Origin of the sequence: [Clostridium] colinum (assembly GCF_940677205.1) — a bacterium.
Classification (GTDB): domain Bacteria; phylum Bacillota; class Clostridia; order Lachnospirales; family CAG-274; genus Tyzzerella; species Tyzzerella colina.
In genome coordinates, this window is the sequence record NZ_OW712331.1 from 149,299 (window position 1) to 169,594 (window position 20,296).

Annotated in this window: 16 protein-coding genes; 5 read left to right on the forward strand and 11 right to left on the reverse strand. The window is 27.6% G+C overall.

Annotated features, from left to right (window positions below; genetic code table 11):
• Positions 1-118 precede the first annotated feature (118 nt).
• Complete coding sequence (locus tag NBW53_RS00720; RefSeq protein ID WP_250278215.1) at positions 119-1,786, forward strand: formate--tetrahydrofolate ligase; 1,668 nt, start codon at positions 119-121, stop codon at positions 1,784-1,786.
• Between the two features lie 49 nt (positions 1,787-1,835).
• Here the strand turns inward: NBW53_RS00720 and NBW53_RS00725 are convergent, their stop codons facing one another.
• The 4 genes from NBW53_RS00725 to yunB all read right to left on the reverse strand — a co-directional run bounded on the left by NBW53_RS00725 (position 1,836) and on the right by yunB (position 4,870).
• Complete coding sequence (locus NBW53_RS00725) at positions 1,836-2,696, reverse strand: RsiV family protein (RefSeq protein WP_250278216.1); 861 nt, start codon at positions 2,694-2,696, stop codon at positions 1,836-1,838.
• Entirely contained in the window at positions 2,693-3,175 is a 483-nt protein-coding gene (locus tag NBW53_RS00730) for an RNA polymerase sigma factor (protein WP_250278217.1), read from the reverse strand. The genes NBW53_RS00725 and NBW53_RS00730 overlap by 4 nt, the downstream gene beginning before the upstream one ends.
• Positions 3,176-3,696: 521 nt before the next feature.
• Positions 3,697-4,107: a preprotein translocase subunit YajC gene (yajC, locus tag NBW53_RS00735; protein ID WP_250278218.1), complete on the reverse strand. Its 411-nt coding sequence runs from the start codon at positions 4,105-4,107 to the stop codon at positions 3,697-3,699.
• 100 nt (positions 4,108-4,207) lie between these two features.
• Positions 4,208-4,870 carry a sporulation protein YunB gene (yunB, locus tag NBW53_RS00740; RefSeq protein ID WP_250278219.1) on the reverse strand — a complete coding sequence of 221 codons (663 nt, stop codon included), beginning with the start codon at positions 4,868-4,870 and terminating at the stop codon, positions 4,208-4,210.
• A gap of 124 nt (positions 4,871-4,994) precedes the next feature.
• Here yunB and NBW53_RS00745 point away from each other — a divergent pair, with 124 nt between their 5' ends.
• Positions 4,995-7,919 carry a transglycosylase domain-containing protein gene (locus tag NBW53_RS00745; RefSeq protein WP_250278220.1) on the forward strand — a complete coding sequence of 975 codons (2,925 nt, stop codon included), beginning with the start codon at positions 4,995-4,997 and terminating at the stop codon, positions 7,917-7,919.
• A gap of 235 nt (positions 7,920-8,154) precedes the next feature.
• On the opposite strand, the gene NBW53_RS00750 is transcribed toward NBW53_RS00745, so the two are convergent.
• The 6 genes from NBW53_RS00750 to NBW53_RS00775 all read right to left on the reverse strand — a co-directional run bounded on the left by NBW53_RS00750 (position 8,155) and on the right by NBW53_RS00775 (position 14,218).
• Positions 8,155-8,793 (reverse strand): N-acetylmannosamine-6-phosphate 2-epimerase, encoded by a 639-nt coding sequence (locus tag NBW53_RS00750; RefSeq protein ID WP_250278221.1) that lies wholly within the window; start codon positions 8,791-8,793, stop codon positions 8,155-8,157.
• A gap of 13 nt (positions 8,794-8,806) precedes the next feature.
• On the reverse strand, positions 8,807-10,303 hold the full coding sequence (locus NBW53_RS00755) for a PTS transporter subunit EIIC (RefSeq protein WP_250278222.1): 1,497 nt from the start codon (positions 10,301-10,303) through the stop codon (positions 8,807-8,809).
• An 85-nt stretch (positions 10,304-10,388) separates the two neighbouring features.
• The gene (locus NBW53_RS00760) at positions 10,389-11,288 is read right to left on the reverse strand and encodes an ROK family protein (RefSeq protein ID WP_334302890.1); all 900 of its coding nucleotides are present in this window, start codon (positions 11,286-11,288) and stop codon (positions 10,389-10,391) included.
• A complete protein-coding gene (locus NBW53_RS00765; protein WP_250278224.1) occupies positions 11,288-11,737 on the reverse strand; it encodes a YhcH/YjgK/YiaL family protein in 450 nt (149 codons plus the stop codon). Before NBW53_RS00765 ends, NBW53_RS00760 begins: the two co-directional genes overlap by 1 nt.
• 11 nt (positions 11,738-11,748) lie before the next feature.
• Positions 11,749-13,245, reverse strand: coding sequence for a sodium:solute symporter (locus NBW53_RS00770; RefSeq protein WP_250278225.1), 1,497 nt, complete (start codon positions 13,243-13,245; stop codon positions 11,749-11,751).
• Between the two features lie 82 nt (positions 13,246-13,327).
• Positions 13,328-14,218, reverse strand: a complete 891-nt coding sequence (locus tag NBW53_RS00775) for an N-acetylneuraminate lyase (RefSeq protein WP_250278226.1) — start codon at positions 14,216-14,218, stop codon at positions 13,328-13,330.
• Positions 14,219-14,537: 319 nt separating this feature from the next.
• On the opposite strand from NBW53_RS00775, the gene NBW53_RS00780 reads away from it, so the two are divergent.
• Positions 14,538-15,356, forward strand: coding sequence for a MurR/RpiR family transcriptional regulator (locus NBW53_RS00780; protein WP_250278227.1), 819 nt, complete (start codon positions 14,538-14,540; stop codon positions 15,354-15,356).
• Positions 15,357-15,570: 214 nt separating this feature from the next.
• On the opposite strand, the gene glnA is transcribed toward NBW53_RS00780, so the two are convergent.
• Positions 15,571-16,902 carry a type I glutamate--ammonia ligase gene (gene glnA / locus NBW53_RS00785; protein WP_250278228.1) on the reverse strand — a complete coding sequence of 444 codons (1,332 nt, stop codon included), beginning with the start codon at positions 16,900-16,902 and terminating at the stop codon, positions 15,571-15,573.
• Positions 16,903-17,458: 556 nt separating this feature from the next.
• Here glnA and tkt point away from each other — a divergent pair.
• Together tkt and NBW53_RS00795 are read left to right on the forward strand one after the other, a co-directional pair.
• A complete protein-coding gene (gene tkt, locus NBW53_RS00790; RefSeq protein ID WP_250278229.1) occupies positions 17,459-19,432 on the forward strand; it encodes a transketolase in 1,974 nt (657 codons plus the stop codon).
• Positions 19,433-19,525: 93 nt separating this feature from the next.
• Positions 19,526-20,113, forward strand: coding sequence for an HD domain-containing protein (locus NBW53_RS00795; protein WP_250278230.1), 588 nt, complete (start codon positions 19,526-19,528; stop codon positions 20,111-20,113).
• Positions 20,114-20,296: the final 183 nt, after the last annotated feature.

Consider the following 20,296-nt stretch of genomic DNA (forward strand, 5'->3'; position numbering starts at 1 on the left):
ATTTAAAATTATAGAATAGGAAATAATATAGTATATAAAATTTTAAAAGTCTATTATTTTAGTCTTATATGTGATAAAATAATAGACGTATAAAAATTACACATTAGGGAGGGATTTTATGAAAACAGATATCCAAATAGCTAATGAGACAAAAAAGGAAAATATAGAAAATGTATTAAAAAATTTTGATATATGTTCTGATAATTTAGAATTTTATGGAAAATATAAGGCTAAGGCCTCTAATCAATTATATAATAAATTAAAAGATAAAAAAGATGGTAAATTAGTATTAGTTACAGCTATAAATCCAACTCCAGCAGGAGAAGGAAAAACAACAACAACAATAGGTCTTTCGCAAGCGCTTAATAAAATAGGTATAAAATCTGTTGTTGCACTTAGAGAACCTTCTCTTGGTCCTTGTATGGGGATAAAAGGTGGTGCTACAGGAGGAGGATATTCTCAAGTAGTGCCTATGGACGAAATAAATTTACATTTTACAGGAGATATACACGCAATAACAACAGCTAATAATCTTCTTAGCGCTATATTAGATAATCATATACATCAAGGAAATAGTCTTGATATAGATATAAGAAATATAACGTGGAAAAGAACACTAGATATGAATGATAGAGCACTTAGAAATATTACAATAGGTCTTGGAGGCAAAATAAATGGTGTACCACGTGAAGAAGGCTTTATGATAACAGTTGCTTCTGAAATAATGGCCATATTATGTCTAGCAAACGATTTAAAAGACTTAAAAGATAGATTAGGTAAAATAATAGTAGCATATAATACAAAAGGAGAACCAGTTACAGCTAAAGATTTAAATGCACATGGAGCAATGACAGTTTTATTAAAAGATGCTATAAAGCCTAACTTTGTACAAACATTAGAACATACACCAGCTATAATACATGGAGGACCTTTTGCTAATATTGCTCACGGGTGCAACAGTGTTCAAGCCACAAAACTTGCTTTAAAATTATCAGAAGTTGCAATTACAGAGGCAGGGTTTGGTGCAGATTTAGGAGCAGAAAAGTTTTTTGATATAAAATGTCGTATAGCAGGGTTAAAACCAGATGCAGTTGTGTTAGTAGCTACTATAAGAAGCTTAAAATTTAACGGTGGTGTATCTAAAGAAGAATTTTCTATACCTAATTTAAATGCGGTAGAAAAAGGCTTTGCAAACCTTGAAAAACATATAGAAAATATAAAAAAATATGGAGTACCTATGGTTGTTACATTAAATACATTTTTAACAGATAGTGAAGAAGAAATAAACTTTGTTAAAAATAAATGTGAAAATATAGGTGTACATTTTGCTTTATCAAAAGTATGGGAAAAAGGTGGAGAAGGTGGTGTAGAGCTTGCTAAAAAAGTTTTAGAGGCTTTAAAAGAACCTTCAAATTTTAAAGTTTTATATGATGAAAAACTATCTATTGAAGAAAAGTTAAACATTATAGCTAAAGAAATATATGGAGCAGATAGTGTTAAAATTTTACCTAAAGCTAAAGAGGAAATAGCACAAATAGAAAAAATAGGCTTAGATAAGATGCCTATATGTATAGCCAAAACACCAGTGTCATTTTCGGATAATCCTAAGCTTTTAGGTTGTCCTAAAGGGTTTGATATAACTATAAAAAAAGTTAGCGTATCAGCAGGGGCAGGCTTTATAGTAGCATTAGCAGGAGATGTTATGGTTATGCCAGGATTACCTAAAAATCCAGCATCAGAAAATTTAGATATAGATGAAGAAGGTAATATAATAGGACTTTTTTAAATTTGTATAAATAATTAAAAGGCTAAAGATTTTATCTTTAGCCTTTTAATTATTTATTTTTATTTATTTCAAATGAAACTTGTCCCATATATCCAGGAACTATTTCATATTTGTCAAAAACAATAACAGGATTACCATTTTTATTTATATAAAAATTTGTTTCATCTGTTATAGTTTTAAATCCATCTATACTATCAACATTATAACCAAAGTAAGATAAATTTTCATCTTCTTTAATTTGTTGTTCTATTTGATTTTTTATACTTTCGTTAGCTATATTTATATAATCATCGCCTAGAATATCTTTTAGTGTTATATTTTTACCTGTGTTTAAATCTATGTTGTAAAAATATGATATATTATAAGCATTTGCCCAACCTTCATTAGCATTTAAAACAAGTGATATATGGTCTTTACTTTTAGATTTCAAATCATAAGATACATCTACAACTATATTTTTTTGTTTAAATTCTTCTTCGGTGCCACCTGTTTCTATAAATGCTTCTTTATATTCTTGTATATCTTGCTCTGCTTGTTTTGTATATTCATCTACAATAGTTTTTATTTGATTATTAACTTTATCTGTTATTTGTTTTATATTTTCATCGTCAGTAGATATTTGTGGTATTTGAGTATTTATTGTTTTATCATTATCTATTTTTTTGCCGTGAATTGATATTACAGAAACTATTTCACTTATTATAGGTATTTTTGAACAAGCCATAGCAAATGTTTCACTAACATTAACACCTATAACAAATAATATTAAAACACTTGCAACTGTTGATGTTAAATATTTCCATTTGTATTTAGGTTTATTTTTATTTATTTCTAAATTTATTATTTCATTTAATTGTAATGGTACTTCAATATTATTGTATATTTCTTTAGCTTTTTTTATTTTTTTCATAGTTTTTCCTCCTCTAATTTTATTTTTAATTTTTTAAGTCCAGAATATAATCTACTTTTAACAGTATTTAAATTGCAATTAGTTATTTCCGATACTTGTGCTAATGTTAAATCTTCAAAATAATGTAATATAATTATAGTTTGTGTATCTGTTGGTAAGAACTTAATTTGGTCAAAAATGTCAATATCATCATTAAATTTTTCAAAATACGGCATTTCTTCAATTGATACTTCATTTTTAATATCTCTTTTTTTACTTCTTAAAAATAAAAGATTTTCATTTACTAAAATTTTATAAAACCAACAATTGATTGCTTCTTCATTTTTTATTGATTTATATTTTTCTAAGGCTTTTACTACTGCATTTTGTACTATATCTAAAGCGTCATCTTTATTTCTAACATAAGTATAGGATAGCCTATAAAACTTGTCTTGATTTTCTATTATATGTTTAGATAACTTGTTGTATATATTCAACATTTTTCCTCCTTTATAATATTTATATTTTATTTTTATCCTACTTATATATTATAGATACTGATTGTATAAAAAAAGTTTAAGTATCTTTAAATTTAAATAAAATCGTAAAAAGTTTTGAAAAAATCTATAAATAGTTTGATGACAGTTACTAGGTGATATATTAGTCTATTATAAGTATTGAAAATAGATAAAATATATAGTTTATAATTTTTATAGATATAATAAAAAAGCCCTTATAAGGGCATGAAAAAGCCACTAGCAGAACTAGTGGCTTTGATTATTAGTTAACTAGGGGTAAACTTGACATTTAAGTCACGTAAAATAAAGGTTAATTATCTAAATTTATTTTATATAAATTATTGATAATAATTAAATAATACAATAGATTTTTTAGATTTTCAAGAGGAAAAGCTAAAAAAAGTAAGATTTATTAGTTAATAATAATAAATCTTACTTTTAATATATAGTTTTTGTTTATTTACTACAAAAAAAGTATATATTAAATATTTAATAACAAAAAATTATTTTGTTGTGCTAGTAAGATTAGGCTCACCTTTAGACATAATTCTTTGTTTTAAAACAGGTATTAAAACACCTTTGTTTGTTCCAAATTCTATAATAAAAACTTGGTCTGCTATATCAGTAACTTTACCGTATATACCGCTATCTAATAAAACCCAATCGCCAATTTTTATATCAGATTGAAGTTCTAATAATTTTTTTTCTCTTTTTTTCTGAGGTCTAATACCTATAAAATAGAATATTAAAACAATGAAAATAATGTAGACAATTATACCCATAGGTGTGGCAAAAAAGTTAAATCCATTAGTAGCTTGAGGAGCAACATTTGCAACTTGTTCTCCAGCTTGGCTAGCTTGAGGAGCACTTTGAGAACCACCAGTTATAACTGTGTTTAATAGTACAAAATTCATATTAACATCTCCCATAAAGTTTTTATGTATCAAAATAAAATATATAGCAACTTAAGGCTATTATTTTGACAATAAATAAATTATATAATAATATAAATATTTAGTCAATACTTGTATTAATATAAGTATTAGGTATATCACCATTAAATACAGTATTTACAAGCATTAACTTTCTAGATATATTTATATCTTTTTTATACATAGGATTTATTATTCCAATACTAGTATTTATATTTAAATATACCTGAAAGTTTATTTGGTTTATACCTACCGATTGAAAACTTGTTTCATAATCTACAACGGCATCTCCTATAGAGCTTAAATAAACATTAAAGCAAGGACCAAAATCAGAAAAAGCGCTTATACCAGAAAATACACCAATAGGAAGTTCTACTTTTGTATCTTTAATTTCTTTTAAATTTTTAGACAATTCTTCAGATACTTTACTACAAATAGTATTTATTAATATAGTATCAACATCTAAATAAGCCTTATTTGTATCTTTATCAATATTTTTATTAAAAAAATCATTAGTATGTAAGTTCATTTCTTGTATTATTTTTTCAATACTTCTATTTATTTCTTGGCTTACAATATTAGCTGCATATTTTTCACTTACTTTTATTGCAGTAGGCAAAACTTCTTCTTCAAACTGTACAACAAACATGTAAATAGACCAAACAAATATACATAAAAAAATAAGAGGTAAAAATTTTATTTTAATTTTTTTTTTGGGTTTATGTCTTTTTTTTCTATAATACATATATAATCACCTTTTAGTATAAGAATATTTTAATAATTGTTACAATATTTTTAAAAATTTGTTTTTATACTTTATTAATTTATTTAAATTTGTTATAATATATGCTTGAAAAGGAGTCGATTTAATGAGTCAACAAAGAAATAATCCTCAAAACAAACAAAATAATGTTAAAGGACCAAGAACGACTAATAGTAGACAAGTTAGAACAGATATAGGAAAAACACCACAAAATGTGGCTAAAAGAGATATACATAAAAATACATCTAGTCAAGGTGTTAAATCTCAAAAACCTAAAAGTCAAGCTACTAAAACTAAGAAAAAGAAAAAATCAAAGAAAAAAAGGTTTAAAAGAACTTGCCTTGGGTTTATATTAACTATGATAATAGTTATAGCAACTATAGGTGGTATAGGTGCTGGTATTTTTGTAAGGATAATACAAGATTCACCTAACTTACAGCTAATATCTGTAGAGCCTAACGTTTATACATCTATTGTTTATGACAAAGATGGAAAAGAGATAGATCGTTTTCATGGCAAAGAAAATAGAGAGTATGTAACTTTAGATGAAATATCTACCAATTTACAAAATGCTATTGTATCTGTAGAAGATGAAAGATTTTACGACCACTTTGGTATAGATATTAAAGGTATATTAAGGGCTGTTTATACAACTATAAAAAATAAAATTATAGGCTCTAGTGGGTTACAAGGCGCTAGTACAATAACGCAACAGCTTATAAAAAATAACGTAACAAAAGTAACTAGAAATACAATAGAAACTAAAATACAAGAACAATATTTAGCAGTTAGCTATGAAAAATATTTAGAAAATAAATTTGGTAGCAAAATGCAAGCTAAAAAATATATATTAGAATTGTATTTAAATACTATTGCTTTAGGTCATGGTTATAATGGTGTACAAGCTGCGGCGTTAGGATATTTTAATAAAGACGCAAAAGATTTAACATTAGCAGAGAGTGCTTGTATAGCAGCTATAACAAATAACCCTTCTTTATATTCACCTAGAACTCAACCAGAGAACAACAAAAAAAGGGTAACAAAAATATTAAACCATATGCTAGAGCAAGGTATGATTACAAAAGCTCAATATGATGAAGCCTTACTAGAAGATATATATTCTAAAGTATCAGATGGTAATGCACATAAAAAAGTAGAAGGAAATATTATACACGGATACTTTGAAGATTCACTGTTTGAGCAAGTTTCAAAAGATTTACAAGAAAAGCATAATATAAGTAAAGGACAAGCAGATAACCTTATATATAATGGAGGGCTTCAAATACATTCTACAAAAGATTCTAATATGCAAAATATTTTAGAAGCTTCTTTTAATAATAATGAGCTTTTCCCTAATGTAGTATATAAATATGACGTAACCTACACAGTTTCAATAGAAGATACAACAACAGGCAAACAAGAGCATAAAGATTATCGTCAGTTTGTAAAAACTAAAGAAGAAGGTGATGCTTTTGTAGCCAATAAAAAGGCAGAAATAGAAAGTGGTCTTTCACAAAATCAAAGAATAGTAGCAGATAGAGCTAATTTTTCTACACAACCGCAAGCATCAATGGTTATAATGGATTATAGAACAGGAAATGTAACAGCGCTTATGGGTGGTAGAGGAGAAAAAACAGTTAATAGAGGCTTTAATAGGGCAACAGATTCTAAAAGACAACCAGGGTCTGTATTTAAAGTGTTGGCGGCTTATGCACCAGCTATAGATACAGGAGTTTTAATGCCAGGTAGCGTTATAGTAGATGAGCCAATAAAAATAGGTAAATATAGCCCTAAAAACTGGTATGGAGAGTCATATAGAGGACCTTCTACTGTTCGTGAGGGTATAGAACAGTCTATGAACATATTAGCTGTTAAGGCTATGGATATGGTTGGAGTAGACGCAGCTTACCAATATCTTTTAAACTTTGGGTTTACAACATTAGAAAATGATAATCATTTATCAACAGCACTTGGTGGTATAACATATGGTGTTACTCAAATGGAGGTAACTGCGGCTTATGCTACAATAGCTAATGGTGGTAAATATTATGAACCTAAACTTTATACTAAAGTTCTAGACCACGATGGAAATGTTATATTAGATGCAACAACAAGAGAACCTAAACAAGTTATAAAAGAAACAACGGCCTATATGCTTACAGATATGATGAAAGGTGTTGTTACAAAAGGTACAGGAACAGCAGCAAAGTTTAAAAATATATCTATGCCTATTGCAGGTAAAACAGGTACTACACAAGAAACAAAAGACTTAACATTTGTAGGATATACACCTTATTATGTTGCAGGGGTATGGTTTGGATATGATAGATATGACAACACAGTGCCTAATATGATAGCTAGAGTAGGTGGAAAGCGTGTTATACCTAATGATAGATATCATCTTGTTTTATGGCGAGATGTAATGGAAAAAATACACAAAGATTTGCCAAAAGCTAATTTTGGACCTAGGCCAAAAGATATAGTAGATGTGTCTATATGTTTAGATTCGGGACTTTTAGCAACAGAAGATTGTAAAAACGACCCTAGAGGAAATAGAGTTATTGTAGATATGTTCATTAAAGGTACAGAACCTAAGAAAATATGTGATAAACATCAAGTAATAGCTATATGTAAAGATAGTGGAAAATTAGCAGGAGATTTTTGTCCAAAAGAAAGTATTATATTTAAGTCTGTGTTTGATTTTAATGAAGAAAATAAAGCACCAACAGATGTTTGTGATATTCATTTAGAAAAAGATATAACAATAGACCCAAATGAATCTACGGAAAGTACTAGCAGTGAAACAAACCAAGAAACACCATCTATTACTATTAATCCAAATGATGCTACATCACAAAATCAAAACACAAATAATACTACACAATCAACTACTATGCCACAAGAAGTTGGTAATATAGTTCCTTCTGTACCACAAGAACAATCAACAGAGGCAACTACTACACATCATATAACACAACAACCAACTACACAACAACAAACTACTGGAGCACCAGTTTTTAATACACCTTAATTAATTTTAGTATATGATAATGCTAAAAACAAAATAAAGAATAACCTTTAATTTTAATTTATCCTTATATTTTTAAATACTTTGTATTATGAAAAAGCTAGATTTTTATTAGATTTATTCCTTGTATAAGAAAGTTAGCTTTAAAAATATAATTGTTGTGATAATCTTGTTATTATAACAAAAGGGTGTAGACAAAGTCTACACCCTAACCATACGCTTTAGCGTATGGTATTTTTTATTTTAAAGCATCTGCAAAAGTTTTTGTTATTAACTGAGGTCTAGTTATAGCACTACCTACAACAACAGCATAGGCGCCCATATCAATAGCTTTTTTAGCTTGTTCTGGAGTATTGAAGTTTCCTTCGGCTATAATTTTAGCATTTTTACAATCTTTTATGAGTTTTTCTAAAATTTCAAATTTTTCCATATTTTTAGATTGTTCTGTATATCCTATTAAAGTAGTTCCTACATAATGAAAGCCTATTTTATCGGCTCTTATACCTTCTTCATAAGTAGATATATCTGCCATAAATTTCTGGCCTTTATATTTTTCTATTACTTCTTTTAAAAAATTTTTATCTTGATTTATAGTAGCATCTAAAGCTATTATATCAACACCTTCATTTACAAGTGCTTCTACTTCTTTTATAGTCGGAGTTATATATGGTATAAGATTTTCATAATCTTTTTTAATAATACCTATTATAGGTAAATTTACATTATTTTTTACTTCTTTAATATCTTCAACGCTATTGGCTCTTATACCAACGGCACCACCTTGATAAGCTGCTAAAGCCATTTTACCCATTATAAAAGAGCTATGCAATGGTTCGTTTTCTAAAGCTTGACAAGATACTATAAGACCGTTTTTCATATTAAGCCCTCCTTTAGTTTATATCTAATAGTTCATTTATTTTATTTTTTATTAAGTCGGCTTTTGCACCAAACACTGCTTGTATACCGCCTTTAACATCAAATACAGCTGTTGCACCAAGTTCTTTAATTCTATTTTTATCAACTTTATTAATATCTTTAACGGCAACACGCAGTCTTGTTATACAAGCATCACAATCTTCTATGTTTTCTTTACCGCCTAAAGCTTTTAAAACTTCTTTTGCATCTTCTGCTATACTTGTTTTTGTTTCTATTTTTATCTCACTAGTATCATCACTTTCTCTACCAGGAGTTTGTATATTAAATTTTGTTATAAAGAATCTAAATATAAAATAATATATAAAGAACCAAGGAATACCCACTAATACAACATATATCCAATTTGTTTTATCATTACCTTGGAATACACCAAATAATAAAAAGTCTATTAATCCACCAGAAAATGTATTACCTATTCTTATTGATAAAATATCGGCCAAGAAGAATGATAAACCATCTAAAATTGCATGTACAACATATAACCAAGGAGCAACAAATAAAAACATAAATTCTAAAGGCTCTGTTATACCAGTTAAAAATGATGTTAATGCACCACTAAATAATAAACCACCAACTAATTTTCTTCTTTCTTTTGGTACACAATGATACATTGCTAAAGCAGCACCAGGTAAACCAAACATCATTGTATCAAATCTACCTGCAAAAAATCTTGTACCATATGTGTAAAGTCCATTATGAGTAGCATCTGCAAGCTCTGCAAAAAATATGTTTTGTGCACCAACTATTTCTTTACCAGCAACGATAGCAGTGCCACCAAGCTCAGTATACCAAAATAGAGGATATATTGTGTGATGAAGACCAACAGCACCAGTTAATCTTAATAAAAAGCCATATAAAAATGTACCAAAGGCACCCATATTGCCTATTTGCTCACCAACAACAACTAACATTTTTTGGAAAGGTGGCCATATTAAAAAGAATATTGCACCTATAAATATTGCACAAAATGAAGATACTATTGGAACAAATCTAGAGCCACCAAAAAAGCCTAAAAATTGAGGTAACTGTATGTTTCCATATTTATTATGTAAATATACAACCATACAACCAATAACAATAGAGCCTACTACACCAGTGTCGATACTTTCTATACCTTCTGGTTTAAATACACCTATCATAGCTGTTATAGCAGCATTCATAACTAAAAATGCTACAACAGCGGCAAGACCAGCCGTACCTTTATCTTTTTTAGCAAGGCCAACTGCAAGACCAATACACATGATAAGGGCAATATTAGCAAATATTATATTGCCAGAAGCAGACATTATTTGGAATATACCTTGTATGAAAGGTACATTTAAGAAAGGATATGCATTTAATGTATTTGGATTAGATAATGCACCTCCTATACCTAATAGTAAACCTGCTGCCGGTAAAATGGCAATAGGCAACATAAAAGCTTTTCCTAGTTTTTGTAATTGTTTAAACATAGGACTTACCTCCTGAAAAATAATATTATATGAGTATTATACTATGTTAAATAGTTAATTGCTATATTAAAATTATAAAATTTTACTATTTATTGGTATTTTTATTTTGTCTATTTAAAAAATTATAATATGCACCTATCATACCAGCATTATTTTTATGATGTGCAAATATAAGTTTAGTGTTTTTAAATATTGGTTCTATTAAATATTTGGATAAACTATTTACTATTTTATCATATAAGTAATCTTTTTGGGCCATTATACCACCACCTAATACAACTACTTCTGGATTTATAACATAGCAAATATTAGCTATACCATAACCTAAATAATCACATAAAGTGTCTATTTGTTCTATACAAACTTTATTACCTTGTTTTGCTTTATCAAAAATAACTTTTCCATTAATACTGTTTGGGGTGGCACCTAAGACTTTTGCCGTATTTTTTATTAATGAGGTTGTAGAAGCTAAATTTTGAAAAGTATCTCCTAGCATATTCATATAGCCTATTTCACAACCGCTATTAGAAAATCCATTTATAACAGTATTGTTTATAATAATACACCCACCTATGCCTGTGCCTATTGTAAGGCACAAGCTAGAATGAGTATTTTTTGAAGCACCAACATAATTTTCACAAATTCCGGCACAGTTTACATCATTTTCAACTTCACAAGGAATATTAAATATTTCTTCAAAAGATTTTTTATAATTTATACCTGTATAATTAGGTATAGAACTATTGGCATATATAATTGCACCAGTATCTGCATTTACCATACCTGCAGTAGATATACATATACCACTTATACTTTTTTGTGATATATATCCATTACATATATTTTTTACTTTATCAAAAATATGGCTACCACCTTTAAAAGCTTCCGTTTCTATTTCATTAGCTTCTAAAATATTACCATTTTCATCTATGATACCATATTTAATCATAGTACCACCTATATCTATTGTTATATATTGCTTAATCATAGTTTCACCTTAAATATTGCTTTTTTTATTTTTTTAGGTTCAGAAATTTTAACAGCTGTCATATGACCATCATTAGGATATAATATTAAAAAATCTTCTTCTTGTAAAACAATACTACTTTTTTTGGCTCCTTCTAGAGGTAAAAAGTCTTCTTCTTCTACAAAAGGCTTTTGTTCCATATTTTTTATAAAGTTTATATTAATAATTTCTTCGCCATCTATCATAAAATGTAGGTCTAAATAATTTTTATGAGCTTCGAAAAAGCGTTTATCTTCTGTTGTTGTTTCATATTCTACTATATTTACAAATAAATCTTTCCCACATATTTCATATATACCTTTAGGTAAGGCTTTTAAATTGTTTTGTTTTATATATTCAAAGCATTTTTGTATATTTTCAGGTAAAAATTTATATTCTTCAATATTTTTTATATTACTATATATCATAATAATACCTCCTATTTATAATATATGGTTGCTCTTTCATCAAGCTCTTTATTAGGTTTAAACATTGAACTAGCTAAAAGACCAACAACTAAAGAAACAAAAATAGATATTAAAGCATAAGACCAGCTAGATACACTTGGAACATTATATTTTATAAAAATTATTACTATACTAGCAGATATAAATCCTATAAATGCACCTTTTGCATTTGCTTTTTTAGTAAATGCACCTAAAACAAATATACCTACTAATACACCTAAAACAAGCCCCATAAAAGCATTAAATGTTTCATAAGCAGATTTTATACCACCATTTGCAAGGAGCATAGATATACCAATAGTAATTATACCTACACCAAGAGAAATATATTGAGCAAGTTTTGTTTGTTTATGTTCATCTATTTTGCTACTTATATAAGGTTGTATATCTAAAGCCCAGCTTGTTGCAACAGAGTTTAGCCCTGTTGATAATGTAGACTGGCTAGCAGCATATATAGCAGCTAATAATATACCTGTTATACCAACTGGTAGCTCTAAAGATATATAAGAAGCAAATATTTGGTCTTGTTTTGCAATAGCAGGTAACGGATTTTGTGTGTAAAATACACTTAAACCAGTACCTATTAAATAAAATACAGTTGCTACAAATAAAGATAATAAACAGTTTGTAAGCATCATTTTATTTAATTTTTTTCTATCTGTTGTTGTAGTAAACCTTTGAACTATGTCTTGGCTTGATACATATGAAGCAAAGGTATTAAAGCCTGCACCAACTACAACAATAAATACACTTGTTTTAAATATATTAGGGTCAAATAAAACTTCATTTTCTGCTAAGAATTTGTGATTTTGAGTAAATTGTTTTAAAATTTCACCAAAGCCACCGTCAATACCATTAATAAGATATATTAAAGCAAATAATACACCTATTATTAAAACAGCACCTTGTATAAAGTCCGTCCATAATACAGATTTTAAACCACCAGTATAAGAATAAATAATAGCAATTATACCCATTACGATTATTAATATATTTACGTTTATACCCATAAGACCAGATAATACTACACAAGGTAAAAACATTATTATAGACATACGTCCTATTTGATATACAATAAATGTTAAAGCTCCTAATATTCTAAGACCTTTACTACCAAATCTTATATCTAAATAATGATAAGCTGTGTCTATATCTAGTCTGCTATATATAGGTAAAAAGAATTTTATAGTAAGAGGCACAGCGATAATAACGCCTAATTGAGCAAACCATAAAAACCACGTTCCAGCATAAGAGTTACCAGCTAAAGATAGAAAGGAGATAGGGCTTAAAAGAGTGGCAAATATAGATACACTAGTTACCCACCAAGGTATTGTTCCATCACCTTTAAAAAACTCTTTGCCTTTCATATCTTTTTTGGAAAAAAGTATACCAACAACTAAAACGGATAATAAATATACTATTAAAATAATTAAATCTATTGTTGTAAAGCCTAATTCGTTAGTGTTCATAATTCTCTCTCCTTTACTATTAAAATGACATTGAGGAGATAAAGAAACTTTGTATTAATAAGCTTTTATCTCCTAGGTTTATTTAAATATTTTGTAAATATTTTTCATACATACATTTTGCTTTTTCTTTTTGAGAATCTGTTATAACGGCCATAGGTTTTTTACAATATCCAGCATCTACACCTTGTAATTGTAGTATATATTTTATTGTTTGATATAAACCATTATTTAAAATATCTGTAATTAAATCATTTGTTACATTTTGAATTTTTAATGCTTCTTCTATTTTATCTTGTTTTGCAAGTTCAAAAATTTGTCTAGCTCTTATACCATTTATATTAAATGTTGAACCTATAGCACCGTCTATGTTTAATACAGTAGCAGGAAGCATCATTTCATCAAATCCAGCATAAATAAGATGGTTTGGATATGCGTTTCTAAGTCGTTCTAAAAGATAAAAATCTGCGGCAGTAAATTTAACACCGATTATTTTATCATTTTCAAATAGTTCTCCAAATTGTTCTACACTAATATTTACGCCTGTTAGAAAAGGTATAGAATATATTATAAGGTAGTTATCTACGCTATTTATAATTGTATTATAATAATCTTTAATTTCTTCAAAGCTAAATTTATAATAAAAAGGAGTAACTGCCGATATAGCATCATATCCAAGCTCTGTAACATATTTTGCAAGTTCGATAGACTCGTGAATATTTAAAGAACCTACTTGAGCTATAAGTTTAATATCATTTTTAGCTTCATCTTTAGCTATTTTAAAAATTTTTTTCTTTTCTTCTGTTGATATTAAAAAGTTTTCTCCAGTTGAACCTCCAACATATAGCCCATCTACTTTCATTTTATCAATATTATGTCGTACAATTTGTCTTATACCATTTTCATTGATGTTACCATTTTCATCAAAAGAGGTTAATAAAGCGCTAAAAATACCTTTTAATTCTTCTTTTTTCATAATAATCGCTCCTTTTAAAATTTAATATTAATATAATATTAAAATAATTTATATATATATTATATTTTTGAAAATTATTTTAATCAATGGTAATGTTGTAAAAAAATATATATTAAAAATTATATAGTTTTAATAACAGAAGAATATGTAATTATAAAAAATATACATATAATACAAATTATATAAGCCTTAAATATATTTTTATAAAATAAAATATGCAAGATGCATAAAAAATATATGTTTAAAGTTTTTATATACTTGAATTTTATGGTAATTATGATATAATATTTTTATACAAATGATGAAAGTAGGATGACAAATGAATATTTTAGAATTAATACAATTAAAATATTTAGAATTTTCTATAAAAGAACAAAAAATAGCAGATTATATATTAGAAAATGTAAAATATATTGAAAATATGAATATTACTGTTTTTGCTCAAAATTGTAATGTATCTACAGCTACAGTAACTAGATTTTGTCAAAAATTAGATTGTCAAAGTTTTGTTAATTTAAAAATAAAACTTAGTTCTATAAATTTAACATCACCTTCTATATCTACAATAAATGACCCTTTAAATAAAGTATATTCATTTTATAAAGATATTCTTAATATTAGTAAAGATTTAGTTAATTTAAAAGATTTAGAGGTATTATACGATAAAATAAAAAGTGCAAAAAGAATATATATTTATGGTGTTGGTAGTTCTGGTTTAACTGGCATAGAGTTTATGCTTAGGCTTATTAGAATGGGCTTTCATTGCCAAGCCATTACAGATTCTCACCTTATGATTATAAATAGTTCTATTTTAAATGAAAATGATTTGGTTATAGCGCTTTCTTCATCTGGTGAAACATTAGATGTAATAAATGCTGTTAAGCTAGCAAAGAAAAATAAGTGTTTTGTAGCATCTATTACTAGTTTTCCTACGAGTACATTATCGGAAAATTCGGACTTTTTTATTATTGTACCTAATCCCAACTTATTAACAAAAAATTCTTTTGTTAATACACAATTTTCCACATTATATATTATAGATGTGTTAACAACTATATTTTTACAAGAAGATGAAATGCGTGAAAAAATGAATATTACAATAAATAGTATATTAAATAATCAAAATAATAAAAAATAATAAAATTTTAATACATAAACTAAAAGATAGTATTAGTACTTAAATTTTAAACTAATACTATCTTTTTAGTTGGCTTAATAGTTAGATTTTTATAGCTTTTTACCCTTGTGAGAAAAAATTAGCTTTTTGTATTATAAAACTTTGATTTAGCTTTATCTTTTGTAAAAAATAAAATTTTAGCATTTAAAAGGAAAGTAAATTTTATTTACAATTTTTAATATATAGTCATATATTGTTCAAGTTCCCAGTTAGAAACATATGTTTTATAGGCTTCCCATTCTTTTTTCTTACAAGCTCTGTAAGATTTATAAGCATGCTTGCCTAAAACTTCTTTAACCATTGTATCTTGTTTCATATAATATAAAGCTTCGCTTAATGTTTCTGGTAAGTTTTCTATACCTCTTGCTTGACGTTCTTCCTTACTCATTTTAAATAGGTTTTCATCTACACTGTCTGGACATTTTAGTCCTCTTTTTATACCATCAAGACCAGCAGCTAAACAAAGGGCTAAGCAAAGATAAGGGTTTGTAGTAGGGTCTGGGCTTCTAAGCTCTATTCTTGTTCCTACACCTCTACTAGCTGGTATTCTAATAATATCTGTTCTGTTAGATGCACTCCAAGCTATATAACAAGGTGCTTCATATCCAGGTACAAGCCTTTTATAAGAATTTACAAGAGGGTTTGTAATAGCAGTAATACCTTTAACGTGGGCTAAAACGCCTGCTATAAAGCTATAAGCATCTTTACTAAGGCCTAGTTTATCTTGTGGGTCATAAAAAGCATTTTTACCATTTTTAAACAAGCTCATATTAGTGTGCATACCAGAACCAGCTATACCATAAATAGGCTTTGGCATAAAAGTAGCGTGTAAACCATATTTTTGAGCAATAGTTTTTACAACCATTCTAAATGTTGTTACATTGTCTGCCGTAGCTAAAGCACTGTCATATTTAAAGTCTATTTCGTGTTGGCCAGAGGCTACCTCGTGATGAGAGGCTTCTATTTCAAATCCCATTTCTTCCAATGTTAAACAAATATCTCTACGTGCATTGGAGCCACTATCTATTGGAGCTAAATCAAAATAACCAGCTCTATCATTTGTTTCTGTAGTAGGGTTACCATTTTCATCAACTTTAAATAAGAAAAATTCAAGCTCGTTACCAACGTTAAAATCATAGCCCATAGCTTTAGCTTCTTCTAAAGTTTTCTTTAATATATATCGAGGGCAACCCTCAAAAGGAGTTCCATCTGGTTTATAAACATCACATATAAAACGAGCAACTTTTCCCGTTTGAGGACGCCAAGGGAATATAACAAAAGTGTCTAAATCTGGCTTAAGATACATATCGGATTCTTCTATTCTAGCAAAACCTTCTATAGACGAACCGTCAAACATCATACCATCATCTAATATTTTGTCTATTTGAGATGAGGTAACAGCAACATTTTTAAATTTTCCCAAAACATCTGTAAATTGTAGCCTAATAAATTTTACATCATTTTCTTTAATAATTCTTTTAATATCTTCTTTGTTATATTTTGCCATAACTACCTCCCATAAAACCTAAAATATTATTTTATACTAAAAAAGGCGTAAAACACCTAAGTGTTTTGAACGCCTTTGTTCTTATTTATATTAAAGTATATGAAATATTATAAAAAATGTCAATATATTTTTATAATATTTAAAAAATAAACATTTAATATAATAAAAAAGTTAAAATTAATATAATTTATCATATTATATTTTATTATATTAATATAAAAAATGATTATGAATAGGTAAAAAATATTAAAATATTTTGATGCAATGTATGAAAAAGTATATTTATTCATACAAGGGTTAAAGTTTTTAGAAATTTAGCTTTTTACATAATTTGAGGCAAAGTCATGTCTTATGATTAGAATGTTTATGCCTGCATAAATTTTTTATGCAAATCATAAAAATGAAAAAATTAGCCTAAAATATTTTGTCTTCAATCTAATATTTTGTGTATTATAGTTAATATAATATTAAAATATTTTAATACATTTTAACCTATCGACAAGGAATATTTTTTATGATAAACTAAAATAAATAATATAATTAGGAGGACTTAAAAATGATAGATAAAGATATACAAGTTATAAATACTATTAGAAGCCTTAGCGTAGATGCTATTCAAAAAGCAAATTCAGGTCATCCTGGTATTGCACTTGGGTCAGCACCAACAGCATATACTCTTTGGGCTAAACATTTAAAACATAACCCTAAAAATCCAAACTGGAGAAATAGAGATAGATTTATACTATCTGCAGGGCATGGGTCTGCTCTTTTATATTCCTTATTACATATTTTTGGATATGGATTGTCTTTAGACGATTTAAAACAATTTAGACAATTAGATTCTAAAACACCAGGACACCCAGAATATAAACATACAGTAGGGGTAGAGGTTACAACAGGACCTTTAGGACAAGGTATAGCAAATGCAGTTGGTATGGCTATGGCAGAAAATCACCTTGCTAGCAAATTTAATAAAGAAGGTTATAACATAGTAGACCATTATACATATGCGCTTTGTGGTGACGGTTGTCTTATGGAAGGGGTAGCTTATGAGGCAATATCTTTAGCAGGCACATTAGGTCTTAATAAATTAATTATATTATATGATAGCAACAACATAACAATAGAAGGAAACACAAATATTGCATTTAGAGAAGATGTTTGTAAAAGATTTGAAGCTTGTGGATTTGATACACAAGTTGTAAATGATGGAAATGATATAGAAGCAATATCAAAAGCAATAGAAAATGCTAAAAAATCTGACAAGCCTTCTTTAATAGAAATAAAAACAGTTATAGGATATGGTGCTCCTAATAAGGCTGGTAAAGCATCAGCACACGGCGAGCCTTTAGGCAAAGATGAAATAAAAGCTATGAGAGAATATTTAGGCCTAAAAGATGAAGATTTTTATGTAGATGAAGAAGTTAAATCTACTATGCAAAATATTCAAAATACTTTAGAAGGCTATGAAAAAGAGTGGAATGAACTTTTAGAAAACTATAAAAAAGATTATAGCCAATTATATGAAGAATATGAAAAATGGTATGCAGATGATTTCTTAAAAGATATAGAAAATGATGAAAGCTTTTGGAGCTATACAGAAGAAACAGCTACAAGATTATCATCTGAAATAGTTTTAAATAAATTAGCTAAAGTTATGCCAAATATGTTTGGTGGGTCTGCCGATTTATCTCCGTCTAATAAATCTGTTATGAAAGGTAGAGGAGAATATTCTAAAGAAACACCAGAAGGCGATAATATACATTTTGGAATACGTGAACACGCTATGACAGCTATTGCAAACGGAATTTATCTTCATGGTGGACTTAGACCATATATAGCAGGTTTCTTTGTATTTACTGATTATATGAAACCAGGTCTTAGGTTATCAGCTCTTATGAACTTAGGTGTAGTTAGCATATTTACACACGATAGTATAGGAGTTGGAGAAGACGGACCAACGCATCAACCAATAGAACATTTAGCAGGACTTAGAAGTATACCAAATTATACAGTTATTAGACCTTGTGATACTAACGAAACTGCGGCAGCGTGGTATCTTGCTATTAAAAGAAAAGAAAGTCCAACAGGATTAATTTTTACAAGACAAAACACAAAACCAGTAGGAGATGCTAAAAAAGCACTTAAAGGTGGATATATTGTGAAAGACTGTCAAACACCAGAGGCTATTATTATAGCTACAGGCTCTGAAGTTGGAATATCTGTAGAGGCTAGTGAAATTTTAGCAAAAGAAGGCATAAATGTAAGAGTAGTAAGTATGCCTAGTTTTGAAATATTTGAAGAACAAGACAACGAATATAAAGAAAGCGTTTTACCTAAAAATATTACTAAAAGAGTAGGTGTAGAGGCTGGTAGCTCTTTTGGTTGGCATAAATATATAGGAATAGATGGAGAAATACTATCTATGGATAATTTTGGCGAATCGGCACCATTTGCACAATTATTTGAAAAATATGGATTTACAGCACAAAATGTATGTGATAAAGTTAAAAATATTTTAAATAAATAATTTATATTATGTAAAAGGTTGGTTTTTAAAGAGCTTTTAGTTTTTATAAAATCAACCTTTTTATAAGTTTTAATGTAAATATAGGAGATAGTAATGGAAAAGTTAAAAAAACAAATGTCTTTTTTAATAGAGATAGAAAAATTAAAAAATGTATTTAGACAAACTTTAATATATGATAAATCTAGAAATGAAAATGATGCAGAGCATTCTTGGCATATGGCTATGTATGCAATAATATTAGAAGAATATGCACCAAAGGGTACAGATATATTAAAGGTTATAAAAATGGCTTTAATACACGATATAATAGAAATATATGCAGGAGACACTTTTTTGTATGATGAAGAAATGATAAAAACAAAAGAAAAAAGAGAAAAAGAGGCTGCTAAAAAAATATATTCTATTTTACCACAACAACAAGGGGAGGAAATAAAAGCCTTGTGGCAAGAATTTGAAGAAAAGAAAACAAATGAGGCTATATTTTGTGGTATACTAGACCGAATTCAACCTATTATATTAAACTATTTAACAGAAGGTGGCACATGGAAAAAATATAATATAAAAAAAGAAACTATTTTACAAAAAGGGAATATAATATTTGAAGAGGCAGATGAAAGGCTAAAACAATACGTTTTAAGCATAATAGATGAAAGTATAGAAAAAGGATATTTATTATTTTAAAAATTTTTATAAAAAAATTTAAAAAATTTATTGACAAAAGTGTTAGTATATGCTAACATATAGATAGTTAGCAAACACTAACGAGTTAGAAGAATGATAAATTTTAATAAATATGCCAAACCTCTTAATTTATGGAAAATTTATATATTATTCTAAATAAAAAACCTTTTATAATAATTAAAG